Raw genomic sequence first — 25,153 nt, forward strand, 5'->3', positions numbered from 1 at the left:
GATGGCTATGAAATCCAGCTACACCACTCCATGGGACACGATCGTGATGACCGCGAAGATCGCCACTTTAGGAATTCTTGCAGTGACAATTACCGGCGCAGGAACCCTTATTCCGCGGTGGCCTCTCGCAAAGGTCCGCGCTACTCGTTGGTCTGTTGTCCAAGACAGGCCGCGCACCCTTGGACGGGAGCAACCGCGATATATCGTGATTAAATCAGGTAGGCTGTCGAAGAAGGACCTGCCGTCGACACTCATGAAGTCACGCGACCGGCCCGCATTGCCGGATTTTGCAGATCCATGCTGCCGCAACATAAAGAGCATCCATCGCCGTTCGTGCCAAGTGTCGTCGCATCTAGACCAAGTTTCCAGAAAAACCGGCCAGAACACCTCAGTCGGGCGGCCGTGCAGCAAGCTTAAAAGGAAGCTTAACCGGTTGGTTGAATTGACGCCTTTTCCATATAGACGATCGATGAGCGCCGAGACTTCGTCACTGTGGTTCATGACCGTGCCTCCCGAGCCACGAACGTCTCTCCATCGACGATCAGACCAACGGCGGCGCCGATTTCAACCGTCGCACCAGTGAAATCGGTCTCCGTAACGATTGCTGCCATGGCGTTGGAAGGTCGGGCCAGACTGACGTTGTCATGGCGCTTATCAATTACCTCGGCAAATACTCGGCTCGACATGATCGGCGCATTTTGGACAGAGGCGTTCATCGGGCGAGCTCCCCGTCACGGGCTGCAATGCGGGCAGCGATGTCGGCGTCAATCTCAGCCTCGACGAAAGCCTTCCGGCCCTTCGATACTTCGATGGGCTTCGGAAAGGTCGGATTGATCTTCATTTCATGCCAGAGCGTCGTTCGGCTGAACGTATAACGCTGACACGTTTCCTTGATTGATAGGAGTTTCATTGGTTTTACCTCGTCAATTGATGTTTCGAGGTCTTCCAGATACTCCCACAGATTCAAATGTTGAACGGGGGGAATTGTTAGTTGATCAGTCGAGTTCCCCCCTAAGAGCGGCCCCTATCCCCTCCGATCGCCCCGGATAATTGTTGAATCTCAGCCGCTCGGGCAGGCAATGCTCAATGGCGCCGTAGAACGCTACGAAATCGCCAGTTACCCACCCCTTCCGGTTCACAGCTACGGAAGCGCGCGGGAATGCTCGGCGGAACGCGAAGAATAATTGCCTGATTGTCTCCTGCCGGTCGCGGTTCGGTGCCGCTCCTGCTATCGCAGGATGTCGCTCCAGCGCGTGTCGTGCGTCGTCGACCAGCCATTCCAATCGCTGGAGCATCTCATCGATCTCATGACCTCCTCTCTGAAACTGTCCTGCCTTTGATGGGTCCTCGTCCGGCGAACGCATGCTGCCCATCGAGGCGATTGCCTCACTGGCAACGTTAGCGCGGTTCCCGGTCTCGACTTTCGCCTGCGACAGGAGGCTCGCGGACGCGCACTTCAAGGCGTCCGCGGCGGCGATGAACTGGCCGACCCGTTCTACTGACTCCCGATCTCCCGCGTCACCTTCTCGAAGCCCTGATAGACGTTCCGCCTCCCAAATGGTCATGCAGAGATAATCGAGGTCCTCCGGGATACTACGGCGTCGATATTTGCAGACTTTTATTAGGGAAGCGTGCATCGCCCTGTGTAATTTCAGCGAGGCTTCGATCCGCTTACGATGAGATCGCTCGAACTCATCGAAGGGTGTCATGCGGCACCCCTGCGCATTGGGGAAATGTTGCTGGCGCGGCCCGTAGCTATGGCATCAAGGCGATCCGCCCACATATCGAGCGCCTGCCGTTTCTCACGATCATAGGCGTTCCGGTTGTACGTTCCCGCAACGCCAGCGCGGAAGCCGGAGATATGGTTCAGAACCGCCTCTATGACATGCGGCAATGTTCCACTGTCAGCCATCATGGTCGCGACCGTGCGGCGTATGTCATGGGGAGTCCATGGATCCTCGAAGAGTTGGAGCTTTAGCCGCGCCGCATGGGCGATGGCGTTCGACGGCATCGGCTCATCAACGTGGGCGAAGAGCGGAGCATCTCTCTCTTCGCCGGCCTTAGACAGCCGGGCATTAACAAGCTCCATCGCCGCGGGCGACAGGGGCACGGTATGAGCTCTTCCGTTCTTCGTGCGCGCTGCCGGGATGGTCCACAGCGCCGCGTCGACGTCAACTTCTGAGCGGCGCATGCCACTGACTTCGCCGCTACGCTGGCCGGTTAGAAGGAGAAGGCGGAATACGTCGCGCGTGACGCCCCTCAGAGCGGCTCCTGGAAGCGCTTTCCATATCGCCGCTACCTCATCCTCAGAAAGGACTCTATCGCGGCTGACCGGCTTCGAACGGGGTTTCACGCCGGCCGCTGGAGAGGCCGCGATATAGTCCTCCGCCACGGCCCAGTTTCCAAGTTTCCGCAGTAGCGCCAGCAGCCGGTTTGATTGGACAAGGAAGCCGGCCTCGGCCTTGGCCTCGATGATGTCGAGGACGTCGCGCTTCGTGACGGCGGTCATCTTCTTTTTGCCGATTACGGGAAGGACCTCGACGCGGAGAAGGCGATCGTCCTGCTCCCATGATTTCTTGTTTCGCTTTGCGTAGCGCTCAACGTAGAGGCCGGCCAGATCCGCGAAGGTCATTGCTTCGCGGGATGCGCGCTTATCACTGGCGGGATCTCCGCCGTCTGCCACTGCGGCGGCGAGATCCAGAGCCTTGCGCCGGGCCTTCTCCAAGGTCAGGGCAGGATGTCTCCCCAAGGTCACGCGGCGCTTCTCGCCGTCCCCTTCGGCGGTGTAGATGAACGTCCACGACTTGGCACCGGATGGGCCTACCCGGAGCACCAAGCCGCGCATTGCCTCGTCCCAGAAATCGGTCCTCGTCTCGACGCTGACGCTATCCACAAACCGCGCTGTCAGGTTCTTCCTCGGCATACCCAGACCCCATGACCAAATTGTCACATTTTACGTTCGGGGTTCCGAGGGGGTTCCAGGATGCTGGAACTCTACCGAACGCCGTTGAACGTAAGGGGACATAAAAACCGTTACTTGGCAAGGGCTTCAGCCTTTTATCAGCGTTCGTTTCCGTCCATAGGATTTCGCAAAAATGAGACTTTTAATCATGGGGTCCAGGGTTCGAATCCCTGCGCGCTCACCAGAAACTCATCATTGTGCAGTGGACGGAGTCGACGTCACGTCCAGCGAGCCAGGATCGCTCTCGCCCGAAGCATGACGATGCCTGCAAGCATTGCAAGGGCAAATACCCAGCCTGACAGGGCGCCGGCATGAATGCCGGACAGAAGCGCGCCCACAGAACAGCCCAGCGCGGTCGTTGCGCCCCATCCCAACAGTATACCGCCGCCCAACCCGCGCGCGACATGCCCGACACCCGGACGCTGCGGCGTGAACTGCCCACTGGCCAGTGCAGCCGCGAAACTGCCCGAAACAAGCCCCGCGACGAACAGCCCATTGTTGGACAGCGCGGCGTCGGCGACGATGGAAATGCAGCCGCGCAACCTGTCCAACCCCAGCAACTGCCCCGGAACCAAACCCAGTTCGGTGCCGGCCGCACGGGCGCGTTTGGAAAGTTCGCCCGTGACGCCCAACGGCGCGACGCGCAGGAAGGCGATCATGCCCAGCAATCCCACGGCGATACCGCCGAGCCATCCGGGCCATCGCCCGGTGAATATCGCTCTCAACGGTTTCAATGGACCTTCATCGAGGCGAACAAGGCTTGCCCGCGTCTCTGCGCGCCGGTCGGACCTCCAGGACATCAGCGGCCACGCCAAGGCCACAAGAACCAACAGAGACGCCGCAAGCCAGCCCGCGTATCCAAGATGACCGGGCAACCACACCGCCGGTCTGTCTACGACCATCCCGAGGTAGAGACTGTTCCAGGTGCCAAGCCCCAGTATGAAACCCATGAACGCACCCACCAAGGCGAAGGGAGCAGTCGGGGAACCTTCGCCGAGGCGGTAAAGATGGGCGGATAGGCACGAGCCCGAAACCGCCATGCCGGCGCCGAAGGCAAGCCCGCCTAGAACGAGGGTCCATGCAACGGGGCCGATGAAGGCGTCCGGAGGAAGACGGCCGCTTGCAGGGTCCGGCATCCAGGCGCCGAAGACAACAGCATAGCCTGCCACTCCGACGGCGAGCGCCGCCAGGATGCCGAGAACGCCATCCGGCTCCTTTTCCTCGATGCACTCCCGGATCGAGCAGTAGAAGCAGAAGCGGGTGCGCTGGAGCACGAAGCCGAAGAGCGCGCCGAATGTCAGCGACAGCGCCAGTCCATCGCCGGCCCCGCCCCACGACAGTGCAAGAGCCGAGATCACAAGCGCCGATGCGATGCCGAGGGGAACGAGGCGACGCAAGGCAACCGTCAGGCTGCCGGGCGCCGCGGCGAAGACGTTCTGCGGACGAGCCGTCATAGTCCCGTGCTAATTTCCGGTCCACACGGTGTTGGAGACATTCACGATCGGCGAGCCGACCGAATTGCCGTATTCCGTCCATGAGCCATCGTAATTCCGCACGTCATAGCCGAGGATCTTGCCGAGCAGGAACCATGTGTGGCTGGACCGCTCTCCGATGCGGCAATAGACGATGATCGGCTTCGAGCCGTCAATTCCCTTCTCGGCGTAGATCCGGCGCAGTTCCTCGGCCGGTTTGAACGTGCCGTCTTCTGCAACGGCAGTTCCCCACGGCACGTTGATCGCCCCGGGGACATGCCCCGCCCGGATCGTCAATTCCTGGGAGCCTTCCGGTGCGAAGATTCGCCCGGAATACTCGTCGGCCGAGCGGATATCGACGATGGTGGCTTCCTCCGCGCCGTTCACTACATCCAGTACTTGCGTCAAGCGCGCACGCAGTGCCTCGTTGCGCTCGGGAAGCTCGATGCTCGTTTCAGGTATTGAAGCGACGCGCGTCGACAGGGGCAGGTTCTCGGCCTCCCACTTCTTGCGGCCGCCATCGAGCAGTTTAACGTCGATGCCGTAGGTATCGAACACCCAGGCGCCCCAGGCCGCGAACCAGTTGTTGTTGTCGCCATAAAGGACAACCGTCTTTTGATCGTCGATGCCGAGCTTCCGCACAAGCGCCTCGAATTCGTTACGGCTGGCAATGTCACGCTTGACCGGATCCACAAGGTCCGTGTGCCACACAACGTTCTGCGCCCCTTCGATGTGGCCGCGTTCGAAGACGCCGGGCTCGACGGAAACCTCCAGCAGGCGAAGATTCTCATCTCCCAGATTAGCTTCCAGCCATTCGGTGGTGACGAGCGGCCCGTCCGGCGCGTCGAGCGCCGTGGCCGAGGTGGAACTTCCGATGATCGTGAAAGCGAAGGCGACAGCCGTAATGGCCCCATGGTTTCTCATGCTGCTTCTCCAAGGATGCATTCCCCAGGTCAGCCTAAGGCTGGTCGACGGCGGGCAGCGAGAAATAATATACCAGATCAGTAGATGTTTTTGGCCGTGTTTGGCGTCTGGCGGCTCACGGCCCATCACAAACGCGTGCTCGAACGATTGATCTCAGCGCGCGTGCTATCGAGGCGCTGCCCATTTCGCACCGCCGACGCCAGCTTCAATTCCGGGAACTTGGCGTCGATCACGCGGATCTCGTGCCGGACCTCCTCCGCGATCCAGTCACGGACGGCAACGACGGCAGGGCGGGCCGGCCGTGATCGCGACCGCACGATCTGACATGGCCGTCCCGTGACACGCAGCCGGTTCGATGCCGGCACGAGAGAACCGACCGACAGCCAATGGGCGATGACGCTGAGCCAGCCTAGGGCGATACCCTGCCCCAGCAGCGCTGCCTGCACCACGATCGTATAATCGGAGAAGGCCAGGGCATGGCCCGCCTGGAAGGCGCCCGAGAAATCGACAAGGCCCGACCAGTCCGGCTGTGCACCGGTGAGATTGATGACCGCTTCGCCATCCGGGCCGAGCCGCCCGCGCTTCTGCCGCTCCAGGTAGGATGCAGAACAGATCGGCAGCAGCACTTCCGGCGCGAGCAGCAAGACCTCGTGATCGGCTCCGAAGGCGTCGAACCGCATGCCGAGGTCCACATCGTCCACCGGCCCTCCGATCGGTCCCGGCAGAAGCTGGAACCGCAGATCCACATTCGGCACTTCGGACTGGAAACGTGGAAAGCGCGGCATCAGCCAGTGCGTGGTGAAGGCCGTCGAGACCGACAGCGTCACGCTCTGGCTGTCGCTCCGGCGACGCTCGATCTCCTTGAGCGCCGCCTCGATGCCGCGAAAGCTCTTCGATATTCCCTCGAACAGGATGCTGCCATCCATGGTTGGCGTGTTGCCGCCGGGTGCACGGTTGAGGAGGCGCGTGCCGAGATGATCTTCCAGCCGCCCGACCATGCGGCTGACGGCGGGCGGCGTAACGCTCAACTCCGATGCCGCCCGCGCGAAGCTGCCGCAACGCACCACCGCCTCGAAGGCCAGCAGCGCATTCATCGAAGGAACGAGGCGACGCAGCGATGACATTACATTTTGTAACTCCGTGAAGCACAATTATGCAATTGCCCTTCTGACCGGTATTTGTTCAGCTGTCCTGGACAGGCCAGACTTTCAAGCCGAGTTCGACCGCCGCAGGGCACGATTGCCCATATCGCGCCGGACGGGAGCCGATGTCTGCATCGGGCCTCCCATACATCAGGTAATTGCCGTAACGACGGAGCATCGTATCTTCATGCAGCTACGCGAACGGGTCGGAGTGGATATCGAACATGCGACACGGACTTACGGAAAGTTCGTCGCGCTCGACGACCTGACCCTGTCCGTCGCTCCAGGCGAGTTCGTTTCCCTGCTCGGCCCGTCCGGCTCCGGCAAATCCACCCTCCTCGGCATTCTCGGCGGCTTCGTCACGCCGAGCGCCGGCCATGTCAGGATCGGCGGCCAGGACGTCACCTTCATGCCGCCGCACAAGCGCGACATCGGCGTCGTCTTCCAGAACTACGCCCTCTTCCCGCATCTCACCGTCGGCGAGAATGTCGCCTTTCCCCTGCGCGCCCGCCGCATCCCAAAGGCTGAATGGGGGCCGAAGGTAAGGGACGCATTGGGCATGGTGGCCCTGTCCGGTTACGAGGACAGGCGCATCGCCGCCATGTCGGGCGGGCAGCGCCAGCGGGTCGCGCTGGCCCGGGCCATCGTCTTCGAACCACGGCTGATCCTGATGGACGAGCCATTGTCGGCATTGGACAAGCAACTGCGGGAATCGATGCAAATCGAACTGCGCGAACTTCATCGCAAGCTCGGCGCGACCACGATCTACGTGACGCACGACCAGCGCGAGGCGCTGACCATGAGCGACCGCGTGGCCATCCTGTCCGAAGGGCGGCTGGTGCAGGTGGATGCGCCGCAGCGCCTGCACGACCATCCGGCCGATGCCTTCGTGGCGCGCTTCATCGGAGAGGCGATGCTGGCCAAAGCCGAAAGGCTGGACGAGCGGACCGTTTCCGTTGCCGGCACGCGCATCGTGTCCGCGCGCGCCGTACCGGCGGCGGAACGGCTGTTCCTGGCCGTGCACTCCGAGAAATTGCTGATCGGCGGCGATGCGTCGGCGCAGAACCGGCTGACGGGCACCGTACGCGAAGTGATCTACCAGGGCGAAAGCGTGCGCGTGACGGTGGCCCTGCCCGACGGGCAGGTCCTGGCCTTGCGCCAGCCCAGCCACCACGCGGCGCGCAGCGCCATCCCGCAGCCGGGGCAACCTGTGTCCCTGACGCTTCATCCGGAAGACGTGATCGTGGTTCCGGAAACGCAGGGCTGAAGCATCGGGTGCGCCGCCCGGCCACCCGCCACCACGAGGAGCTTGGAAGAAGATCATGGCATTCGAGCGGTTCAAGGTTTTGACATTCGACGTCGTCGGCACGTTGATCGACTTCGAGAAGGGCGTTCTCGACAGCGTTCGGGCGCTCAACCCCGAAGCAGGCGAAGACTTGTCGGACGACGACATCTTCAAGCCCTATGTGGAGGGGCGCGACCTGTTTCCGGGCCGCTCGAGCGAGGCGATGGGCGACGTCTACCGGCATTTGGCGGGCAAGCTCGGCCTCGACGGAAGCGATGCCGCCGCCGCCGCCTTCCAGGCCCGAATTCTCCGGCATCCGGCCTTCCCTGATTCCGTCGAGGCGTTGAAGCGGCTGCGCCAGCGGTTCCGCCTCGTTGCGATGACCAACGCCGACCGCGTGACCTTCCAGAGCTATTCGCACACGCTGGACAACCCGTTCCACGACAGCGTCACCGCCGACGAGGCCTTGACTCCGAAGCCGAGCCCGCTGTTCTTCGCGTTCAACCGGGGACGCCAGTCCGCCTTCGGCTTCAAGCAGGAAGAGATACTGCATGTGGCGCAGAGCCAGTATCACGATATCGGCGTTGCACGGGAACTCGGCTACAAGGTCTGCTGGATCGAGCGTCGCCAGGGGCAGAAGGGCTTCGGCGGCACGCCGACCCCGCCCGAAGTGACCAAGCCGGATTTCCACTTCGCCACTCTGGCACAGCTTGCCGATGCCATCGAGGCCGACATCGCCGGCGGCGCCGGACACGGGAAGGCGGCAGCCTGATGGACGGCAGGGCGGCAGCGACGAAATTTCCGATGGCTTGGCCGCCCTCGCTGTGGGCCGATACGGCCGGGCCACTGCACGGCACGCAGGACACCCTGGTGGGCGACCATCAAGCGGATGTAGCGGTGATCGGCGGCGGCTATACCGGCCTTTGCGCAGCGCTCCGACTGGCCGAACGCGGGCAGATGCCGGCGATACTGGATGCGAACGGCATCGGCTGGGGCGCCAGCGGGCGCAACGGGGGCGTCGTTTCCACCAAGTTTCGCGTGTCGCTTCCGGCAGTCGCCCGCGCGCACGGAATGGCGATGGCGCGGCGCATGTACGACATCGGCCACGACGCCGTGGCCGAGGTTGAGCGCCATGTCGACGAACTGGCGATCGGGGATGCGGACTTCCAACTGCGCGGCAATCTGCGCTGTGCCCACAATTCGGTGGCGCTGGACGCGCTGTCCGCCGAAGCCGAGATCATGCGGCGGGAGTTCGGCGATACATCCATCCGCATGCTGGCGCGGGCCGAGGTCGCGGACGAAACAGGGTCTCGGGATTTTGTGGGCGGCACGCTGACTCCCCACGCCGGCACCATACACCCGCTCAATTATGCGCGCGGGCTGGCCCGCGCGTTAATTGCGCGGGGTGTGCCGATCTTCGAGCGCACGCCGGCATGCTCCATCCGCAAGGCTACGGGCTCCATCGTGATCGAGACGCCGCGCGGCACGCTGACGGCACGGCGACTGATCGTTGCCACCAACGCCTATAGCGACCTGACCCGCGCGAGCGAACCGGTACGCCGAGCCGTCATCCCCTTCCGAAGCGCGATGGTTGCGACCGAACCCCTTGCCCCGGAGCTGCGCGACAGCATGCTGCGGGAACGCCGTTCCTACAGCGAGACACGGCGGATGATGCGCTGGTTCCGCCCTTATGGAGACAGGATGATCTTCGGCGGACGCGGAGCCTTCGGCAAGGCCGACAGCCGGCCGGCCTTCGACGCGCTGGAAAGGGCGATGCGCAGGATCTTTCCGCAGCTCGAAGGCACCAGGGTTACGCATCGCTGGTCGGGCCTCGTCGCCATGACGCTGGACAGCGTTCCGCAGGTGGGCCTGCTGGACCCGCATACTGCCTTCTCGCTTGGCTACAACGGCACCGGCATCGCAACGGCCAGCCTGATGGGAAGCCGCGTTGCGGATCTGTTGCTGGGCGACATGCCCGATCTGGGCCTGCTGGCCACGCCGGCGCCCAAGGCGGTTCCGCTTTATCCCATTCGCGAGCCAGCCGTACGCGTCGTCGCCGGTTGGTACCAGTTCCTCGACGCGATCGGACGCTGATCGCCCCTCATCCCCCTAAGCGCCACGGAGAAACGACGATGTTGAAGCAGATCCGCATTCTCGCAGCCGGGACCGCCCTTACTGCAGGTCTCGGCACCCTTCCGGCCCTGGCCGACGGTCAGATAACCTTCGTCTCGCAAGGCGGCGCCTACCAGGAAGCGCAGACAAAGGCGATCCTGGACCCGGCCGCCGAACAGCTCGGCATCACCATCAACCAGGATTCCGCGCCGGACGCCTGGCCGATGATCAAGACGCAAGGCGAGACCGGCAAGCCGATCTGGGATGTGGTCGATACGCCTCCGGCCAATTGCGTGCGCGGCGGCAAGGCCGGGCTGATCGAGGAGCTCGACTATTCGAAGATCCCGAATGCCGAGTCGATGCCCGCGGAATACAAGACGCCCTACTCCGTGGCCTACGAATTCTATTCCAGCGTGCTCGCATTCAACAAGGCGAACCTCGGGGACAAGGTCCCGCAGAGCTGGGCCGACTTCTGGAACGTCGACGCGTTTCCCGGCACGCGCGCGCTGCGCAATCATCCGCACGTAACGCTGGAGGCCGCCCTCCTGGCCGACGGCGTGGAGCGCGACAAGCTCTATCCCCTGGATGTGGACCGGGCCTTCCGCAAGCTGGAGGAGATCAAGCCGCACATCACCGTCTGGTGGACATCCGGTGGCCAGTCCGCACAGCTGCTGGCCGATGGCGAAGTCGACATGGCCATGGTCTGGAACGGCCGCGCCAGCGCGGTGATGAAGGACATCGAAGATATAGACTTCACCTTCAACGACGGTTTCCTGCAGAATACGCAACTCTGCATCCTGAAGAATGCGCCCAATCTCGACACGGCGGTCACCTTCATCAATGCGGCCGTGTCGCCCGAGCTCCAGGCCAACCTGCCGCTGGAAATCGACTACGGGCCCGGCAACCCGGCAGCCTTCGATACGGGCAAGATCCCGGCCGGGCGTGCGGCAGAATTGCCGAGCTCTCCGGAAAACGCTGCCAGGCAGACGCTGATCTCGGACGAGTGGTAGGCCTCTCCCGAGGGCGAAGCCGCGGAGCAGCGCTGGCTGAACTTCATCCAGTAGGCCGGAGCTTTCGATGACGGAGCAAAGAAACACAGACCGGGCCCGCGCTTTCGAACGGCGCGAGCACCTCCTCATGTCGGTGCTGGCGCTGCCCGCCTTCGCGGTGGTGTTCCTGCTGCTGCTCGTGCCCCTGGCATGGCTCCTGTTCCAGTCGTTCTGGGACGGGGGCCCGTCCCTCAACCACTATATCCGGCTATTTTCGGACCCGGTCTATTTCAACACCTTCGTCCTCACCTTCCGCATCAGCTTCATAGTGACCGTCGTCACCCTGCTTCTCGCCTACCCCGTCGCCTATGCGGCGACGGTGGCGAAGGGCAAATGGCGCGCCCTTATCCTCGCCTTCGTGCTGGTCCCGTTCTGGACCAGTGTCCTCGTGCGGGCCTATGCCTGGCTGATCCTGCTCCAGCGCTCGGGCATCGTGAACTCGACCCTGCGCGATATCGGGCTGATCGAACGGCCACTATCGCTCGTCCACAACGAACTGGGCACGATCATCGCCACGGTCCATATCCTTCTGCCTTTCATGATCCTGCCCCTGCAGGCGACGATGGCCAGGATCCCGCGAGACCTCCTGACAGCCGGATCGAGCCTTGGCGGCAGCCCGTTCCATGTGTTCCGCCGGGTCTTCCTGCCCTTGTCGCTACCGGGCATTCTGGCCGGATGCACGCTCGTCTTCGTGCTGTGCCTCGGCTTCTACATCACGCCCGAATTGATGGGCGGCGGCCGCACGGTGATGGTCTCCATGGTCATCTCCCGCAACATCGAACTTTACCAGGCATGGGGCGCGGCCAGCGCCGTCAGCGTGGTGCTGCTTGCCATCGTCGGCGCGATCTTCTGGACCGTCAGCCGCTTCCTGCCTCTCGACAGGGTGTTTTCCACCAGATGAGCCAGTCCGCCCTATCCCGCGTGCTGACCTACGCGCTTGTCGGCCTCGTACTCGCCTTCCTGATCCTGCCGATCGCGATCATCGTGCCGATGTCGTTTTCGGACGCGCGCTTCCTGTCCTTTCCGCCGCGCGCTTATTCCCTTCGCTGGTACGAGGCGTTCTTCACCAACCCCGCGTGGATGGGTGCGGCACGGACGAGCCTCTCGGTCGCGCTTCTGGCGACGATCGTGGCGACGCCCATCGGGATCGCCGCCGCATACGCCATTACCTACTCGTCATTGCGGATCATGCGCGTGCTGCGCATTCTCCTGATGCTGCCGCTGATGGTGCCCATCATCATCGTGGCCATAGGCGTCTTCCTCGTCTATGCGCAGATCGGCCTTCTCTCCTCGGTCACCGGCCTCGTCTTCGCCAATACGATGCTGGGCATTCCCTTCGTCGTCCTTGCTGTAACTGCGGGGCTGCAGAGCTTCGACCATACGCAGGAGATGGTTGCGCGCTCGCTGGGCATGAACCGATTCCGCGCCTTCATGACGGTGACGCTTCCGCAAATTCGCCCCAGCGTCATATCCGGCGCGATCTTCGTGTTCATATCCTCGCTGGACGAGACGGTCGTCGCCCTGTTCATCTCCGGCGGCGAAGTCCAGACGTTGACGAGGCGGATGTTTACCGCGCTCCGCGACGAGATCGACCCCACCATCGCCGCCATCTCCACGCTGCTGACGGTCACGTCCTTCGCCTTGATAATGGTCATCGCCGCCTTCCAGAAAAAGGACCGCTAGAATGGACATCCCGGCGGAGACGGATGTGCTGATCCTTGGCGGCGGCTCCGCAGGTTGCGTGCTGGCAGCGCGCCTGACAGAGGACGCAAGCCGGCGCGTGCTGCTGGTCGAGGCGGGGCGCGACATGACGGCGGCGACGATGCCCGCCGATATTCGCGCGCGCTATCCAGGCCGCGCCTATCTCGATACCGCCAATATCTGGCGGACGCTTACAGCCTTCATGGGTGCCCCCATGGGCAACCGCGATACGCGCAAGAGCCGTCGTTACGAACAGGCGCGCCTTCTGGGAGGCGGCTCCGCCATCAACGCCCTGATGGCCAACCGCGGCGCGCCCTCGGACTACGATGAATGGGAAGCAATGGGGGCGACCGGCTGGAGCTGGCAGGAATGTCTTCCCTATTTCCGCAAGCTCGAAACGGACCGCGATTTCGGCGGGCCGCTGCATGGCGGGGATGGCCCCCTCCTGATCCGACGCGCCGGCCCCGACAGGCTGTCGCCCTTCGTTGCCGCCGTCATGGAAACGCTGCAGCTTCACGGCGTGCCCCGGCGGGAAGACCAGAACGGCGACTGGCAGGACGGTGTCTACCCGGGCGCGCTCGCCGCCAGCGATCAGGGCGAAAGAATGCCGACATCGGTCGCCTACCTGACGCCGGAAGTTCGCGGCAGACCCAACCTGCGTATTCTTACCGGATATCGGGCCGAGGCGATCCTGTTCGATGGGCGCTCCGCCGTCGGCGCGACGATCGTTCCCACCGATGGCGGGACGTCGGGCCGCGTCGAGGCGCACGAAACAGTGGTCGCTTCGGGCGCCATCCATACACCGGCCCTGCTGCTGCGCAGCGGCATCGGCCCCGCTGCCGGTCTTGCCGCGATGGACATCGCCGTCGTTGCCGACAGGGCGGGCGTCGGCCGCAACCTTATGGAGCACCCCTCCATAGCCGTCTCCGCCATCCTTGCGCCGGAGGCGCGGGTGCGCGACCGGGCGGAGCACCACGAGCAGGCCATCTGGCGCTTCACGTCCGGCCTGCCCGGCACGCCGCAGGGCGACATGCACGGCGCGATCCTGTCCCGCTCGGGCTGGCACTCGGTGGGCGAGCGTATCGGAACCATGTTCTTCTGGGTCAACAAGTCGTATTCGCGCGGTTTCGTCCAACTGGCTTCGCCGGACCCGAAGGAAGAGCCGCATGTGGACTTCCGCATGCTGTCAGACCCGCGCGACCTGGACCGCCTTGCAGCCGCACTTCGCAAAGGCGCGAAGATCCTGCGCGACCCCGCGCTCGCCCCGCTATGCCGGCATGTGTTTCCGGCGAGCTACTCGCCCCGCGTGGCAAGCGTTGCGATGCCGGGCCGCTGGAACCAGGTCCAACGCGGGCTGCTGAGCATGGGGCTGGACGTGGCAGGCTCATTCACGGGCGCGCTGGTGGACAGCATCGTCACGCAGGGCGTAACGCTGGACCGACTATTGAGCGATGAGCAGTCGATGAATGAGTTCATCGCCACGTCGGTGGGTGGTACATGGCATCCGTCCGGCACCTGCCGCATGGGCCGGGCAGAGGACAGGCTGGCGGTAACGGACCACGCCGGACGTGTCCACGGCGTCGAACGCCTGCGCGTCTGCGACGCCTCTCTCATGCCGACCATTCCGTGTGCGAACACCAACGTGCCCACCATCATGATCGCCGAGCGGATAGCCGATCTCATGCGCCGGAACCGGCCGTTGGCGTGACGACAGGGCCTGCAAGGCCGCTACCGCAAGCTTTGCTCCCATGCCGCGACCAGAAGGGAGGCCAAAAGCGTCAGGCAGGGCAGCGCATGTCGCATTTCGCCCTGCCGGAACAGCACGATCAGGATGGCAAGGGACAGTAAGACCCCGAAGCCGAAACCGATGATACGGGTGGCCGGCATCAGGATCATCACCCCGATCAGGATCTGGATCGACCCGTTGGTAATGTGGAACCAGCGCGGAAAACCCCAGCGAAAGAATGCGGTACGCAGGGATTCCGGCCCATACAGGTTCACCAGCCCGTTGGCGATGAAGAAAACTGCGATGATCCACCCGAGCACGGCTGCCAGCATGCACCTCTCCGCCGCTTTAGCGCCCGGGCAAGCATGCCATAAGCGCGATGCGGCGGATAGATCGCCCACCGGCCACGCCGCCTGTCACGAAACCGTTGCGTGCCGCGGATAAACGGTCGCGGACACCGCAACACAACGCCGCCCGCCGTCCGACCCGGCCTGCGGCGCGGTAGCGGCCTTCAGGCGGCGGCCGGCGGAATATCCCAGGCGGCGCCTGGCCACAAGGCCCGGAACCGCGACGGATCCAGCCCGCCCTTATCCATTGCCGCCCCCAGCGCCGAGGGCGGCGCGTCGATCGCCTCGTCCGTCAACTGGAACGTGCCCCAATGGTGGCCGGCGGCAAAGCGGGCGTTGCAAAGCCGGAAGCCCTCCACGGCATCATCGGGGTTCTGGTGCTGCGCCCGCATGAACCAGCGCGGCTCGTACGCGCCGATGGGCAGGCAGGCGAGACGAAACGCCGAATACTTTCGCCCGGCGTCCCTGTAATTGATGCCGGAATGGAAGCCCGTATCGCCCACATGGTACAGATTACCCGCCGAATGGGTGATCGCGAAGGCGCTCCAGAGCGCCATGCGCCGGTCGCCGAGGCCCCGCGCCGACCAATGATGCGCCGGCTCGCAATGCACGTTCACCGGCCCGAACGCGAAGGACTCCCCCCAATCCATGGCGGTGATCCGCATGTCCGGCACGTGACGGCGGACGATCGCGTCGTTGCCCAAGGGCGTCGCCACAAGCGGATCATGAGCAGATTTGAGCTGCCCGAGCGTATCGACGTCCAGATGGTCGTAGTGGTTATGCGTCAGAAGCACGAGGTCGATGGGCGGCAGTTCCCGGAAGCGGATGCCCGGCGGGTTCACGCGCTTGGGACCGGCAAAGCTGACGGGCGATGCGCGGTCCGAATAGACGGGATCGGTCAGGATATTCAGCCCGGCCATCTGGATGAGGTAGGTGGCATGGCCGATCAGCGTCGCACGCATCGCGCCGTCGGGCAGGCGCTCGGCCGGCGTGGCGAATTGCGGCTCTGCGGGCCACGATTCCGGCCAGCGGGCGCGCTCTCCATTCAGCTTCCAGCGCAGGAAGTTGCCGAAGCCGCCCGGCTCCTCCCCACCCGGATTGAAGAAGCGCGTGCCGTCGAAATGGTCGGAAACCGGGCCCTCGTAATAGCGGTTGGCCGCTTGCGCCTTGCGGGTCGCCAGGCCTGCCATTCCTGCCGCGGCCCCGACCGCCGCCATCGTTTTCAACAGGCGGCGGCGGTTCATGGGCATTCCCTAAAAGAGGTCGAGGGAGAAGGTCTTGGATACCCCGATCCCGAAGAAGAACTGGTCGCGGCTACCCGCATCGACGATCGGGGAGTCCGCAGCATCGCCGACGAGGCGGTCATAGCCGAATTCGCCGTTCAGGAACCAGGTCGGGCGCACCTCGAACCGCGATTCCGCCCGAAGGCCGACCGTCTTGAAGCCGCCCGATGCCTCATAGGCCTCGAGGCGACCGCCGGTGGCGAGGCTTTCCTCGGGCGAAACGGAGAAATAGGTGTCGGCATAGTCGCTCGAGGCCAGCGTGGCGTTGGGGCCGAGCTTCAGCGTCAGCAGTTCCGTCGGGCGGTATATGGCGTTGGCGCCGAAGCCGCCGACGAAACCTTCCGCTTCGTTGAAGGCGTAGCGCGCCTCGCCATAGACTTCCGCCCCGTAGGCCTGGCTGAAATCCCAGCCGTAGCCGAGCCGAAGGCCGAGTTCGTAGGTGGCATCCAGATCGCGCAGGCCGGCAAGCTCCGGTGCGTCGGAGGCCTTGCGCTCGCCCACATAGCCGAAGGACGGGCCGATGCTCAGGCCGGAATCCAGGCCGCCGCCGAATTCTATCAGGCCCGGAATGTTCAGATAGTGGACCCGGATGGTCGGGCTGGCCACGACCTCGTACTTGTTGGCGCCTTCGAAGTTCGGCCGGGCAAGCGGCCCCACGCCGAGTTCGATGACGATATCCGTACCGGGCGCCGGTGCGTTGGCCGTCACCGGCGTTTCCTGTGCCTGCGCTGCGCCGATGCCGGCCAATACGCTGCATGCCATCAGCAGTGCGATGAAGTTGCGCATGTCCCTCGACCCTCGAACGCAATGAACCTTGCCGGCACAATTGTCGGTTACAGGGACCTTATCAAGGGGCGGGCAACGCATCGTCGGGCCATTATGGCTATTGCGCAACTATGATGCGGTGGCGCAACGCTCAGCGGACCTGATCGAGCAGACGCTTGAGCTCCAGCAGTTCCAGCAGCACCTGGTTCAGTCGTGCGGCGGCGTCGGGCGGAAGCGCGCTGCCGCCGACCCCATCGCGATCGCGGCGGAGCAGGTTGGAAAGCCCGCTCTTCTGGCGCTCCGCCTGCGGCTCAAGGTCGCGCGGGGGCGCCTCCGCGACATGGCCGGCCTGCGGAGCCGGCATGGAATCCAGGCCCTGCGTATCGCCTGCGCCGATGGCGATGACGAAGCGATTGCTGTTTTCCTTGAGGATCTTCTGCACGCCCTTGATCGTGTATCCCTTGACGTACAGGAGATACCGGATGCCACGCAGCAGATCGACGTCGTCGGGGCGATAGTAACGGCGCCCTCCACCCCGCTTCATCGGCTTGATCTGCGGAAATCGCGTTTCCCAGAAACGAAGCACATGCTGCGGCAGATCGAGGTCTTCGGCGACCTCGCTGATCGTGCGGAATGCGTCGGCGCTCTTGTCAACCATGGTCGGCGCGGCCTTTATTCGGCGGCCTTGAGGACGCCTTCTTCGGTGCGCGCCATGTGGGCGGCAAGAATGCGCTCCTTCATGACGTTGGACGGCTTGAAAACCGTGACGCGGCGCGGCGAGATGGGCACCTCCTCGCCGGTCTTCGGGTTGCGACCCACCCGCTCGTTCTTGTCGCGCACCAGGAACGACCCGAAGGAAGAGATCTTCACGCTCTCGCCGCGGGCGATCGTGGCGCAGATTTCCTCGAGGATGGATTCGACCAGATAGGCCGATTCCGTCCGGGAAAGTCCGATCTTCCGAAACACCGCTTCAGCCAGATCGGCGCGCGTGACCGTCCTGTCGCTCATATCTACCCCTCGATCTGAAAACCCGCGGAAGAGGGCACCCCCTGCCCGTCTCCTGCGAACCTATGGTCGAACCATACCGAATAGCCGAATAGAATCAAGGATATTCAAGACCATCGGATGATGGAAGCACCCCAGGTGAAGCCGCCGCCCATCGCCTCGATGAGAACGAGGTCGCCCTTCTGGATACGACCGTCGCGCACCGCCTTGTCCAGCGCAAGCGGGATGGAGGCGGCCGACGTGTTGCCGTGATTCTCGACGGTCATCACCACCTTCTCGGGCGCGATGCCGAGCTTTTTGGCCGACGCGTCGATGATGCGGCGGTTGGCCTGATGCGGCACGAACCAGTCGATGTCGTCGGGCCCGATGGCGAGGGCCTGGAAGGAATCGTCGATGACGTCGGTTATCATGCCGACCGCATGCTTGAAGACTTCGCGGCCTTCCATGCGCAGCTTGCCCACCGTACCGGTGGTCGAGGGGCCCCCGTCGACGAACAGCTTTTCCTTGTGCTGGCCGTCCGAACGGAGCTTGGAAACGAGGACGCCCTCGTCGGCCAGGGTTCCATTGCCCTCGACCGCTTCCAGTACGACGGCGCCGGCCCCGTCGCCGAACAGCACGCAGGTGGTGCGATCGGTCCAGTCGAGAATGCGCGAAAAGGTCTCCGAGCCGATAACCAGCGCCCGCCGGGCCATGCCGGAGCGCAAATAGAGATCTGCGGTGGTGACGGCATAGACGAAGCCACTGCACACGGCCTGGATGTCGAAGGCGAAACCGTGGTCGATGCCCAGCCGGTTCTGCACCTGCACTGCCGAGGCCGGGAAGGTGTTGTCCGGCGTCGCGGTGGCCAGGATGATGAGATCGATGTCGGCCGGCTGCAGGCCGGCTGCATCCAGTGCGCGGCGCGCGGCCTTCTCGCCCATCGAGGCCGTGGTGTCGTCGGGCGCGGCGATGTGGCGATTGGCAATGCCCGTGCGCTGGCGGATCCACTCGTCCGACGTTTCGACGACGCCTTCGAAGTCGCGGTTCGCCATGATGCGATCCGGCAGATAGGAGCCGGTGCCTCGGACGACCGATCGTACGACTGTCATTGGGCGCGCTCCGCAGTTTGACCCGAAGGCGCTGCGGATGCAGTCAGGCCCGAGTTGAATATTTCCAGATCCCTGGCGATCTTGCGGACAAGATCCGCCGTCGCCATCGCATGCGCGATATCCATGGCCGCGGCGGTGCCCTCCGCGTCGGAGCCGCCATGGCTCTTGATGACGATGCCGTTCAACCCCAGGAACACGCCGCCATTCACCTTCCGCGGATCCAGCTTCTCCCGCAGGCGGGCGAAAGCACCGCGCGCCAGAAGATAGCCGAGGCGCGACAGAAGCGTCCGGCTCAGCGAATCCCGCAGGTAGGAGGCCACCTGCTTCACCGTCCCTTCCGCCGTCTTCAGGGCGACGTTGCCGGTAAAGCCTTCCGTCACCACCACGTCGACCGTACCGCGGCCGAGATCGTTGCCCTCGACGAAACCGTGGTAGCTGAGATCCTCGATCGTGCTTTCGCGCAACAGGCGGCCGGCTTCCCGGATCTCGTCCTGGCCCTTCACCTCTTCCACGCCGATGTTGAGAAGACCGATGGTCGGGCGTTCGATGGCCAGCACCGCACGCGCCATGGCCGCGCCCATGACGGAGAAATCCACCAGTTGCTGGGCATCCGCGCCGATCGTCGCCCCGACGTCGAGGACGATGCTCTCGCCTTTGAGGGTCGGCCAGATGCAGGCGATGGCGGGCCGCTCTATATTGGCCATCGTGCGCAGGCAGAACTTGGCCATCGCCATCAGTGCGCCGGTGTTTCCGGCCGAAACGGCGACATCCGCCTCGCCCGTCTTGACCGCGTCGATCGCCCGCCACATCGACGACTTGTAGCGTCCCTGCCGCAGCGCCTGCGACGGCTTGTCGTCCATGCGGACGGACACGTCGCAGTGATGGAAGGTCGAGGCGGCCTTCAGCCGCGGATATTTTTCCAGCTCGGGCAGGACTTCGTCTTCGCGTCCGAACAAGACGAAGCGGGTATCGGGATGCCGCTCGAGGGCGATGTCCGCCCCCGGAAGGATGACGGACGGGCCATGGTCGCCCCCCATGACATCCACCGCGATGCGGATTCCTGCATTGGAACTCAAGTCTCGATACCTTCCATCGCGGCACTGCGCAGCCGGGGGGCCGCGCGGCGCCAAAATATCCAAATGTTAGCGGACCGCAACAGCCTCAGCCCTTTTCTTCGGACTTTGCCGCCTTCAGCCCCTTCAACCCGGCAAAGGGCGAAGGCGCGCGCGCATCGGGCTCCGGGTCGGTGTCGAACGCCTCGAAAGCGGCCCCATCCTCGCGCGGGTAGGGCTCCAGCGCCAGGGCCAGTTGCTCCTCCAGCGCAGCGCCGAGATCGATCCGGTCGCCGCTGAAGGTTTCCGGAATATCGTCTCCATCGGGGTCGAGATGGATCTCTCCATCGTCGCCGGAATCGATTCGCGCCAGCCGCGAATGTTCCGGAAGGAAGACCAGGTCCAGATCCTGGTCGATCCGCTCTTCCACGGGCTCCAGCGTAACCACCGAAACCTGCCGCACGATGGCCGACATGGCGCCCTTGACGCTGACCCCGTCACGACGCCAGGGCGCCACGGTCAGGTCTGCCGTCAGCGCATCGACCGACAGGATTTCAAGAAACGCGGCCAGCGCCGCGCGCTCCTTGTCGGAAGCCTCGAACGTCACCCTGTTGCCCGTCTTCGGCAAACTGCGGACGACGACCGTCAGATCGAGGCAGCGTCGGCCCGCATCAACCACCGGTTTCTCATCCTTCATTTCCGCCGCTCCTGCCCGGATCGACCGGCCAGCGGCCGGCCAGGATCTCGGTTCGATCGATTGCCGCATATAGGTGCGACGTGTCCAGAATGTGAGCGGCCCAGAAGGCGATTTGTGCGTCGGACAGGTCGTCGCCGCCGCCCAGCCTCTCGCCCTTCACCGCCGCCGCCAGCCCATCGCGGTCGGCGCGGTCCAGCGGGCCGCCGAGCGCCCGGACCCTTTGATAGAAAAGCCCGGCCAGCTTCCGCATGCGCTTGGGCACAGTCATGTAGCCTATGCCGATCTCCCGCATGGAGTGGTCCATGTCGGTCATGAAGCGGTCCACCACATCCTGCGCCAGCGGCTGCAGCGCGGGCTCGCTTCCGCAACGGCGCAGGAACAGGAACATCTCGATGGCAAGGGCGTCGAACCGCCCCATCACCGTATCGGGAAGACCCCCCGCCTGAAAGAAGCGCGTCGCGCGCGCGCGCGCGACGATGCCGTCGTAGAGTTGCTCGACGATCGCCCTGTTGCGGCGCTTGCGGCGGAAACGTTCAAGCATCCCTTCTCATCCGGCAGGTCTTGGTGCGGACAGGCGTTCGCATGGCCGGACGACAATTGCAACGCCGGCGCCGTGCAATCGCCCTGTTCCAATTGGACACACCTTGCTCTAAATGTGCGTCACCGGCGCCCATGGCGCCCATGCCCGTATGGATGCTTTTGCGCGTCGACAGCAGGGAGACGAACCGCGTGACCAGACTTGCCCCTCCCATCCGACCGTTGCTCGCTGCATTGGGGGTGGCGTCCGCCCTCACCCTTGCAGGCTGCCAGACGGCGGAGGTCTACAACCAGGGCTATATTATCGACGAGCAGGCCCTTTCCCTCGTGCCGGTCGGCTCCAGCCGCGAGCAGGTGCTGCTGGCGCTCGGGTCGCCGTCCACCACCGCGATCTTCGACAACGAGGTCTTCTACTACATCTCGCAGAAGCGCGTCCGCCAGTTTGCCTTCATGCAGCCCAGGCTGGTGGATCAGCGCATCCTGGCCGTCTACTTCAACAAGGACAACCGCGTCGACCGTATCGCCAATTACGGCCTGCAGAACGGCGAGTTGTTCGACTTCGTCACCCGTACGACGCCCACCGGGGGCCGCGACGCCAGTTTCCTCGGCTCGATCCTGTCCGAGCAGCCCGATCCCTCTGCCATCCAGCGCACCCTGCAGCGCGACCAGCCCGGCTCCATGTAGGCGCTGCCGTATTAGGCTTCGATACGAAGACGGCCACCCATCGGGTGGCCGTCTTCGCATGATGGAAGGCTTATCGCGGGAGGCCGGGAAAGTTCAATCCTTGGTTTCGATCTCCCTGCCTCGGCCTTCGCCGCGCGCGCGGCGCGAAACGCGATCCAGCACCGCATTGACGAGGCGCGGCTCGTCTTCGGTGTAGAAGGCCTTGGCGATGTCCACATACTCCGTCACGATGACCGCCACGGGCACGTCCTTGCGCTCCATGACTTCATAGGAACCGGCACGCAGGATGGCGCGCAGGGTGGCGTCCAGCCGCGACAGCGGCCAATCGGCCGTCAGCGAGGAGTGAATCAGCGGATCGATGCTCTTCTGAGCCCGCACCACGCCCGATACGATATCGCGGAACCACGCCGCATCGGCCTCGCGATAGGTGTCACCGTCGAGTTCGCGGCCAAGCCGGAACGACTCGTATTCGGCGACCGTCTCTACCAGCCCGGTGCCGCCCACATCCATCTGGTACAGGGCCTGCACCGCCGCCAGCCGGGCAGCGCCGCGCTTGTTGGCCTGGCGGACAGGGCGCGGGGTCTCTTCGGACATGCTCACAACCCCATTCGGTTGCGCAGGTCGATCATGGTCAGCGCCGCCGCCGCCGCGGAGGCGCCCTTGTTCTTGCGCGAGGTCATGGCCCTGTCGAGCGCCTGCTCCTCGTTCTCGACCGTCAGGATTCCGTTGCCGATCGCGACGCCTTCCATGGACAGGTCCATCAGCGCCCGGCTCGACTCGTTTGCCACGATCTCGAAATGATAGGTCTCGCCGCGGATGACGCAGCCCAGCGCCACGAAACCGTCATAGGATTTGCCGCCTGTATCCTCGCCGGCGAGGGCGAAGGTGATTGCGCCGGGAATCTCGAGCGCCCCCGGAACCGTGACGACATCGCAGGTTGCACCCGCACGCTCGATCTCGCCGCGCGCCCCTTCGATGAGGTGGTCGGCCAGATGGTCGTAGAAGCGTGCCTCGACGATAAGGAGGTGCGGTGCCTGAGCCATGTCTTTCGAAAATCCCGATGTCAGAAAACTGGGGAGAACGCCCCGTGTGCGTTGAGGAGAGCCGGCCGTCAACCGCCGCGCTTGCCTGCGTCCGCCCCGAACAGGCGTTCCGCATAGCGCGCAATCTGGTCGACCTCAAGATTGACGATGTCACCTTTTCGTCTTTCGCCCCAGGTGGTCACCTCCAGCGAATGGCGGATCAGGAGGACGTCGAACTCGTCGTCGTCGACACCATTGACCGTCAGCGACGTCCCGTCCATGCAGACCGAGCCTTTGACGGCGATGAAACGCTTGAGTTCGGGCGATACGCGCACGCGAAAGCGGGTCGCCTCGCCTTCGGCCTCGATGGCGACGATCTCGCCGGTGCCGTCGACATGCCCCGAAACCAGATGTCCGCCCAGCTCGTCGCCTACCCGAAGCGCCCTTTCCAGGTTGATCCGCGTACCCTCGCCCCAGGCGCGCGCCGTGGTCAGCCGCAAAGCCTCTTCCCACGCCTCGACCTCGAACCAGCGGCTGTTGGACCCTTCCGGCGAAAGCGCGGTCACCGTCAGGCAGACACCCGAGCAGGCGATGGACGCACCGATATCGATGCCGGCCGGATCATAGGCGGTCTCGACGCGGAAGGCCCGCCCCTCATCCAGGGTGCGAACGGCGGCAACCCGCCCGACATCGGTTACGATACCGGTAAACATGGGCTTTCAATCCTCTCGTATTCGCGCCAGATGTCGCATCCGAAGCGCTCCTCGCGCGTCAGGCGCATGGCCGACAGATGATCATCCCGCACCGGGGAAACAACCCGTCCCGGCCCCAGCGTCAGCGGCGCATGCACGACGACGATCCTGTCGGCAAGGCCGGCATCCAGGACGGCACGGCCGAACCGCTCTCCAGCCTCGAACAGCACGGACGACGCACGGCGTTCGCCCAGATGCCGCAGCAGGGCTTCAGGCCCTTCGCCTTCGGCCAGCGGAAGGAATTCGCACCCCGCCTCGCGGAATGCCGCAAGCCGTTCCTCCGAGATGCTCTCGCGAATGGCGAAGATGGTGGGCACCTCTCGGGCGGTGGACACGAGCTGCCTGTCAACCCGCGTACGAAGCGCAGGGTCGTAGACGACGCGAACCGGCGAGCGGTTCTCGAGGCCCGGCAGCCGGCAGGTAAGCATCGGATCGTCGCTTTCCACCGTGCCCACGCCGACCAGGATGACGTCCGACCGCGCGCGAACCAGATGCGTCTGCGCGTTGGCGATGGGCGAACTGATCTGCACGGGGCGGTGACCGGCCAGGGCGATGCCGCCATCTGCGGAGACGGCCACCTTGACCGTCAGCAACGGCCGGCCGGTACGCATGCGGGACATGAACCCGGCAAGCGGATCGCGCGCATCGGCTGCGCCGACATGCTCCACCACCTCCACCCCGCCGGCACGAAGCATGGCAAAACCGCGTCCGTCCACGCGCATATCCGGATCGCCCAGGGCGACGACCACGCGCTTTACGCCCGCGCGCAGAAGCGCGCTGGCACAGGGCGGCGTCAAACCATGGTGCGAACATGGCTCCAGCGTGACGTAGACGGTTGCGCCACGGGCCGCATCGCCGGCTTCGGACAGCGCGACGACTTCGGCGTGCGGCCTGCCGCCGCCGGCGGTCACCCCGCGCGCCACCACCAGCGGCGCGCCGGCGCCGTCGAAGCGCACGACCAGCGCACCGACCGACGGGTTGGAGCCCGTCAGGCCGACATGGCGCTGCGAAAGACGGATCGCCGCCGCCATGAAGCGTTCGTCATGCTGCTCGATCGGCGCGATGGCCATGTCAGTCCTTGTCGCCGGAAGCGGTCGGCGGTGACGCAAGCTCGCTGATCAAGGTCTCGAAGTCGCGCGCTTCCCGGAAATCCCGGTAGACGGACGCGAAGCGCACATAGGCGACATCGTCGACCCCGCGCAGCGCTTCCATGACCAGCCGGCCGATCTCTTCGGAGGAGACATCCCCGTCGCTGGTGGATTCGAGCTGACGGACGATACCGGAGATCATCCGGTCTACCCGCTCCTGGTCGACGGCGCGCTTGCGCAACGCCGTCTCGACCGAGCGCGCCAGCTTGTCCCTGTCGAAGGGTACGCGCCGGCCGGAGCGCTTCACCACGACCAGATCGCGCAGTTGCACCCGCTCGAAGGTGGTGAAGCGGCCGCTGCAATCCGGGCAGATCCGACGCCGCCTTATGGCGGCGCCTTCCTCGGCGGGCCGGGAGTCCTTGACCTGCGTTTCCTGCGATCCGCAGAAGGGGCACCGCAT

At 64.4% G+C, this 25,153-nt stretch carries 30 protein-coding genes; 8 read left to right on the top strand and 22 right to left on the bottom strand.

The features are described 5' to 3' along the window. Positions 1–18 precede the first annotated feature (18 nt). From NDN16_RS19140 to NDN16_RS19170, 8 genes are all read right to left on the bottom strand, one after another. Positions 19–501, bottom strand: a complete 483-nt coding sequence (locus NDN16_RS19140; protein ID WP_251115061.1) for a hypothetical protein — start codon at positions 499–501, stop codon at positions 19–21. Continuing rightward, positions 498–716 carry a hypothetical protein gene (locus tag NDN16_RS19145; protein ID WP_192386121.1) on the bottom strand — a complete coding sequence of 73 codons (219 nt, stop codon included), beginning with the start codon at positions 714–716 and terminating at the stop codon, positions 498–500. The genes NDN16_RS19140 and NDN16_RS19145 overlap by 4 nt, the downstream gene beginning before the upstream one ends. Continuing rightward, on the bottom strand, positions 713–910 hold the full coding sequence (locus NDN16_RS21180) for a helix-turn-helix transcriptional regulator (protein ID WP_353050237.1): 198 nt from the start codon (positions 908–910) through the stop codon (positions 713–715). Before NDN16_RS21180 ends, NDN16_RS19145 begins: the two co-directional genes overlap by 4 nt. Positions 911–995: 85 nt before the next feature. After that, positions 996–1,709: a hypothetical protein gene (locus NDN16_RS19150; RefSeq protein ID WP_192386119.1), complete on the bottom strand. Its 714-nt coding sequence runs from the start codon at positions 1,707–1,709 to the stop codon at positions 996–998. Beyond that, positions 1,706–2,923: a tyrosine-type recombinase/integrase gene (locus NDN16_RS19155; RefSeq protein WP_192386118.1), complete on the bottom strand. Its 1,218-nt coding sequence runs from the start codon at positions 2,921–2,923 to the stop codon at positions 1,706–1,708. Before NDN16_RS19155 ends, NDN16_RS19150 begins: the two co-directional genes overlap by 4 nt. A gap of 257 nt (positions 2,924–3,180) precedes the next feature. Continuing rightward, the gene (locus NDN16_RS19160) at positions 3,181–4,416 is read right to left on the bottom strand and encodes a YeeE/YedE family protein (RefSeq protein ID WP_251115062.1); all 1,236 of its coding nucleotides are present in this window, start codon (positions 4,414–4,416) and stop codon (positions 3,181–3,183) included. A gap of 9 nt (positions 4,417–4,425) precedes the next feature. Then, a complete protein-coding gene (locus tag NDN16_RS19165) occupies positions 4,426–5,484 on the bottom strand; it encodes a sulfurtransferase (protein WP_251115063.1) in 1,059 nt (352 codons plus the stop codon). Next, positions 5,484–6,482 (bottom strand): LysR family transcriptional regulator, encoded by a 999-nt coding sequence (locus tag NDN16_RS19170; protein WP_251115064.1) that lies wholly within the window; start codon positions 6,480–6,482, stop codon positions 5,484–5,486. The genes NDN16_RS19165 and NDN16_RS19170 overlap by 1 nt, the downstream gene beginning before the upstream one ends. A gap of 205 nt (positions 6,483–6,687) precedes the next feature. Between NDN16_RS19170 and NDN16_RS19175 the strand changes: the two genes are divergently transcribed. The 7 genes from NDN16_RS19175 (at position 6,688) to NDN16_RS19205 (ending at position 14,355) form a co-directional block, all read left to right on the top strand. Further along, complete coding sequence (locus tag NDN16_RS19175) at positions 6,688–7,767, top strand: ABC transporter ATP-binding protein (protein WP_251115065.1); 1,080 nt, start codon at positions 6,688–6,690, stop codon at positions 7,765–7,767. A gap of 55 nt (positions 7,768–7,822) precedes the next feature. Further along, positions 7,823–8,557 carry an HAD-IA family hydrolase gene (locus tag NDN16_RS19180; protein WP_251115066.1) on the top strand — a complete coding sequence of 245 codons (735 nt, stop codon included), beginning with the start codon at positions 7,823–7,825 and terminating at the stop codon, positions 8,555–8,557. A gap of 32 nt (positions 8,558–8,589) precedes the next feature. Further along, positions 8,590–9,879 carry an NAD(P)/FAD-dependent oxidoreductase gene (locus tag NDN16_RS19185; RefSeq protein WP_251115067.1) on the top strand — a complete coding sequence of 430 codons (1,290 nt, stop codon included), beginning with the start codon at positions 8,590–8,592 and terminating at the stop codon, positions 9,877–9,879. A gap of 38 nt (positions 9,880–9,917) precedes the next feature. Beyond that, positions 9,918–10,907: an ABC transporter substrate-binding protein gene (locus NDN16_RS19190; RefSeq protein WP_251115068.1), complete on the top strand. Its 990-nt coding sequence runs from the start codon at positions 9,918–9,920 to the stop codon at positions 10,905–10,907. A 67-nt stretch (positions 10,908–10,974) separates the two neighbouring features. Further along, positions 10,975–11,847 carry an ABC transporter permease gene (locus NDN16_RS19195; protein WP_251115069.1) on the top strand — a complete coding sequence of 291 codons (873 nt, stop codon included), beginning with the start codon at positions 10,975–10,977 and terminating at the stop codon, positions 11,845–11,847. After that, positions 11,844–12,629, top strand: coding sequence for an ABC transporter permease (locus NDN16_RS19200; RefSeq protein WP_251115070.1), 786 nt, complete (start codon positions 11,844–11,846; stop codon positions 12,627–12,629). The genes NDN16_RS19195 and NDN16_RS19200 overlap by 4 nt, the downstream gene beginning before the upstream one ends. A gap of 1 nt (position 12,630) precedes the next feature. Beyond that, positions 12,631–14,355, top strand: a complete 1,725-nt coding sequence (locus tag NDN16_RS19205; RefSeq protein WP_251115071.1) for a GMC family oxidoreductase — start codon at positions 12,631–12,633, stop codon at positions 14,353–14,355. Between the two features lie 20 nt (positions 14,356–14,375). On the opposite strand, the gene NDN16_RS19210 is transcribed toward NDN16_RS19205, so the two are convergent. From NDN16_RS19210 to NDN16_RS19250, 9 genes are all read right to left on the bottom strand, one after another. Beyond that, the gene (locus tag NDN16_RS19210) at positions 14,376–14,705 is read right to left on the bottom strand and encodes a DoxX family protein (protein WP_251115072.1); all 330 of its coding nucleotides are present in this window, start codon (positions 14,703–14,705) and stop codon (positions 14,376–14,378) included. 179 nt (positions 14,706–14,884) lie between these two features. Continuing rightward, the gene (locus tag NDN16_RS19215; protein ID WP_251115073.1) at positions 14,885–15,964 is read right to left on the bottom strand and encodes an MBL fold metallo-hydrolase; all 1,080 of its coding nucleotides are present in this window, start codon (positions 15,962–15,964) and stop codon (positions 14,885–14,887) included. 9 nt (positions 15,965–15,973) lie between these two features. Beyond that, on the bottom strand, positions 15,974–16,789 hold the full coding sequence (locus NDN16_RS19220) for a MipA/OmpV family protein (protein ID WP_251115074.1): 816 nt from the start codon (positions 16,787–16,789) through the stop codon (positions 15,974–15,976). 130 nt (positions 16,790–16,919) lie between these two features. After that, entirely contained in the window at positions 16,920–17,426 is a 507-nt protein-coding gene (locus tag NDN16_RS19225; protein WP_251115075.1) for a MerR family transcriptional regulator, read from the bottom strand. 14 nt (positions 17,427–17,440) lie between these two features. After that, positions 17,441–17,776 carry an integration host factor subunit alpha gene (locus tag NDN16_RS19230; RefSeq protein WP_039190270.1) on the bottom strand — a complete coding sequence of 112 codons (336 nt, stop codon included), beginning with the start codon at positions 17,774–17,776 and terminating at the stop codon, positions 17,441–17,443. A 104-nt stretch (positions 17,777–17,880) separates the two neighbouring features. Beyond that, positions 17,881–18,861: a beta-ketoacyl-ACP synthase III gene (locus NDN16_RS19235; protein ID WP_251115076.1), complete on the bottom strand. Its 981-nt coding sequence runs from the start codon at positions 18,859–18,861 to the stop codon at positions 17,881–17,883. Further along, positions 18,858–19,937 (bottom strand): phosphate acyltransferase PlsX, encoded by a 1,080-nt coding sequence (plsX, locus tag NDN16_RS19240; protein ID WP_285292852.1) that lies wholly within the window; start codon positions 19,935–19,937, stop codon positions 18,858–18,860. Before plsX ends, NDN16_RS19235 begins: the two co-directional genes overlap by 4 nt. Before the next feature lie 85 nt (positions 19,938–20,022). Next, positions 20,023–20,610, bottom strand: coding sequence for a YceD family protein (locus NDN16_RS19245; protein ID WP_251115077.1), 588 nt, complete (start codon positions 20,608–20,610; stop codon positions 20,023–20,025). Then, complete coding sequence (locus NDN16_RS19250) at positions 20,600–21,151, bottom strand: ubiquinol-cytochrome C chaperone family protein (protein WP_251115078.1); 552 nt, start codon at positions 21,149–21,151, stop codon at positions 20,600–20,602. The genes NDN16_RS19245 and NDN16_RS19250 overlap by 11 nt, the downstream gene beginning before the upstream one ends. A 152-nt stretch (positions 21,152–21,303) precedes the next feature. Here NDN16_RS19250 and NDN16_RS19255 point away from each other — a divergent pair, with 152 nt between their 5' ends. Next, on the top strand, positions 21,304–21,831 hold the full coding sequence (locus tag NDN16_RS19255; RefSeq protein ID WP_435301134.1) for an outer membrane protein assembly factor BamE: 528 nt from the start codon (positions 21,304–21,306) through the stop codon (positions 21,829–21,831). 93 nt (positions 21,832–21,924) lie between these two features. On the opposite strand, the gene nusB is transcribed toward NDN16_RS19255, so the two are convergent. The 5 genes from nusB to nrdR all read right to left on the bottom strand — a co-directional run bounded on the left by nusB (position 21,925) and on the right by nrdR (position 25,153). Continuing rightward, positions 21,925–22,425, bottom strand: a complete 501-nt coding sequence (gene nusB, locus NDN16_RS19260; protein WP_251115079.1) for a transcription antitermination factor NusB — start codon at positions 22,423–22,425, stop codon at positions 21,925–21,927. Between the two features lie 2 nt (positions 22,426–22,427). After that, positions 22,428–22,874: a 6,7-dimethyl-8-ribityllumazine synthase gene (locus NDN16_RS19265; protein WP_251115080.1), complete on the bottom strand. Its 447-nt coding sequence runs from the start codon at positions 22,872–22,874 to the stop codon at positions 22,428–22,430. Positions 22,875–22,942: 68 nt separating this feature from the next. Beyond that, a complete protein-coding gene (locus NDN16_RS19270) occupies positions 22,943–23,566 on the bottom strand; it encodes a riboflavin synthase (protein WP_251115081.1) in 624 nt (207 codons plus the stop codon). Next, a complete protein-coding gene (ribD, locus tag NDN16_RS19275; RefSeq protein WP_251115082.1) occupies positions 23,548–24,675 on the bottom strand; it encodes a bifunctional diaminohydroxyphosphoribosylaminopyrimidine deaminase/5-amino-6-(5-phosphoribosylamino)uracil reductase RibD in 1,128 nt (375 codons plus the stop codon). The genes NDN16_RS19270 and ribD overlap by 19 nt, the downstream gene beginning before the upstream one ends. A 1-nt stretch (position 24,676) precedes the next feature. Then, complete coding sequence (gene nrdR, locus NDN16_RS19280) at positions 24,677–25,153, bottom strand: transcriptional regulator NrdR (RefSeq protein ID WP_251115083.1); 477 nt, start codon at positions 25,151–25,153, stop codon at positions 24,677–24,679.

This window comes from Aureimonas altamirensis, from assembly GCF_023702225.1.
GTDB classification, from domain to species: Bacteria; Pseudomonadota; Alphaproteobacteria; order Rhizobiales; family Rhizobiaceae; genus Aureimonas; species Aureimonas altamirensis_B.

Bases quoted from the DNA above. Each gene is read 5' to 3' on its own strand.
- NDN16_RS19220 (WP_251115074.1), bottom strand. From the start codon at position 16,789: ATGCGCAACTTCATCGCACTGCTGATGGCATGCAGCGTATTGGCCGGC.
- NDN16_RS19145 (WP_192386121.1), bottom strand. From the start codon at position 716: ATGAACGCCTCTGTCCAAAATGCGCCGATCATGTCGAGCCGAGTATTT.
- NDN16_RS19160 (WP_251115062.1), bottom strand. From the start codon at position 4,416: ATGACGGCTCGTCCGCAGAACGTCTTCGCCGCGGCGCCCGGCAGCCTG.
- ribD (WP_251115082.1), bottom strand. From the start codon at position 24,675: ATGGCCATCGCGCCGATCGAGCAGCATGACGAACGCTTCATGGCGGCG.
- nrdR (WP_251115083.1), bottom strand. From the start codon at position 25,153: ATGCGGTGCCCCTTCTGCGGATCGCAGGAAACGCAGGTCAAGGACTCC.
- NDN16_RS19200 (WP_251115070.1), top strand. From the start codon at position 11,844: ATGAGCCAGTCCGCCCTATCCCGCGTGCTGACCTACGCGCTTGTCGGC.
- NDN16_RS19180 (WP_251115066.1), top strand. From the start codon at position 7,823: ATGGCATTCGAGCGGTTCAAGGTTTTGACATTCGACGTCGTCGGCACG.
- NDN16_RS19165 (WP_251115063.1), bottom strand. From the start codon at position 5,484: ATGGGCCGTGAGCCGCCAGACGCCAAACACGGCCAAAAACATCTACTG.
- NDN16_RS21180 (WP_353050237.1), bottom strand. From the start codon at position 910: ATGAAACTCCTATCAATCAAGGAAACGTGTCAGCGTTATACGTTCAGC.
- NDN16_RS19190 (WP_251115068.1), top strand. From the start codon at position 9,918: ATGTTGAAGCAGATCCGCATTCTCGCAGCCGGGACCGCCCTTACTGCA.
- NDN16_RS19245 (WP_251115077.1), bottom strand. From the start codon at position 20,610: ATGAAGGATGAGAAACCGGTGGTTGATGCGGGCCGACGCTGCCTCGAT.
- nusB (WP_251115079.1), bottom strand. From the start codon at position 22,425: ATGTCCGAAGAGACCCCGCGCCCTGTCCGCCAGGCCAACAAGCGCGGC.
- NDN16_RS19205 (WP_251115071.1), top strand. From the start codon at position 12,631: ATGGACATCCCGGCGGAGACGGATGTGCTGATCCTTGGCGGCGGCTCC.
- NDN16_RS19170 (WP_251115064.1), bottom strand. From the start codon at position 6,482: ATGTCATCGCTGCGTCGCCTCGTTCCTTCGATGAATGCGCTGCTGGCC.
- NDN16_RS19215 (WP_251115073.1), bottom strand. From the start codon at position 15,964: ATGAACCGCCGCCGCCTGTTGAAAACGATGGCGGCGGTCGGGGCCGCG.
- NDN16_RS19255 (WP_435301134.1), top strand. From the start codon at position 21,304: ATGCTTTTGCGCGTCGACAGCAGGGAGACGAACCGCGTGACCAGACTT.
- NDN16_RS19265 (WP_251115080.1), bottom strand. From the start codon at position 22,874: ATGGCTCAGGCACCGCACCTCCTTATCGTCGAGGCACGCTTCTACGAC.
- NDN16_RS19235 (WP_251115076.1), bottom strand. From the start codon at position 18,861: ATGACAGTCGTACGATCGGTCGTCCGAGGCACCGGCTCCTATCTGCCG.
- NDN16_RS19185 (WP_251115067.1), top strand. From the start codon at position 8,590: ATGGCTTGGCCGCCCTCGCTGTGGGCCGATACGGCCGGGCCACTGCAC.
- NDN16_RS19225 (WP_251115075.1), bottom strand. From the start codon at position 17,426: ATGGTTGACAAGAGCGCCGACGCATTCCGCACGATCAGCGAGGTCGCC.
- NDN16_RS19140 (WP_251115061.1), bottom strand. From the start codon at position 501: ATGAACCACAGTGACGAAGTCTCGGCGCTCATCGATCGTCTATATGGA.
- NDN16_RS19195 (WP_251115069.1), top strand. From the start codon at position 10,975: ATGACGGAGCAAAGAAACACAGACCGGGCCCGCGCTTTCGAACGGCGC.
- NDN16_RS19270 (WP_251115081.1), bottom strand. From the start codon at position 23,566: ATGTTTACCGGTATCGTAACCGATGTCGGGCGGGTTGCCGCCGTTCGC.
- NDN16_RS19175 (WP_251115065.1), top strand. From the start codon at position 6,688: ATGCAGCTACGCGAACGGGTCGGAGTGGATATCGAACATGCGACACGG.
- NDN16_RS19155 (WP_192386118.1), bottom strand. From the start codon at position 2,923: ATGCCGAGGAAGAACCTGACAGCGCGGTTTGTGGATAGCGTCAGCGTC.
- NDN16_RS19230 (WP_039190270.1), bottom strand. From the start codon at position 17,776: ATGAGCGACAGGACGGTCACGCGCGCCGATCTGGCTGAAGCGGTGTTT.
- NDN16_RS19210 (WP_251115072.1), bottom strand. From the start codon at position 14,705: ATGCTGGCAGCCGTGCTCGGGTGGATCATCGCAGTTTTCTTCATCGCC.
- NDN16_RS19150 (WP_192386119.1), bottom strand. From the start codon at position 1,709: ATGACACCCTTCGATGAGTTCGAGCGATCTCATCGTAAGCGGATCGAA.
- NDN16_RS19250 (WP_251115078.1), bottom strand. From the start codon at position 21,151: ATGCTTGAACGTTTCCGCCGCAAGCGCCGCAACAGGGCGATCGTCGAG.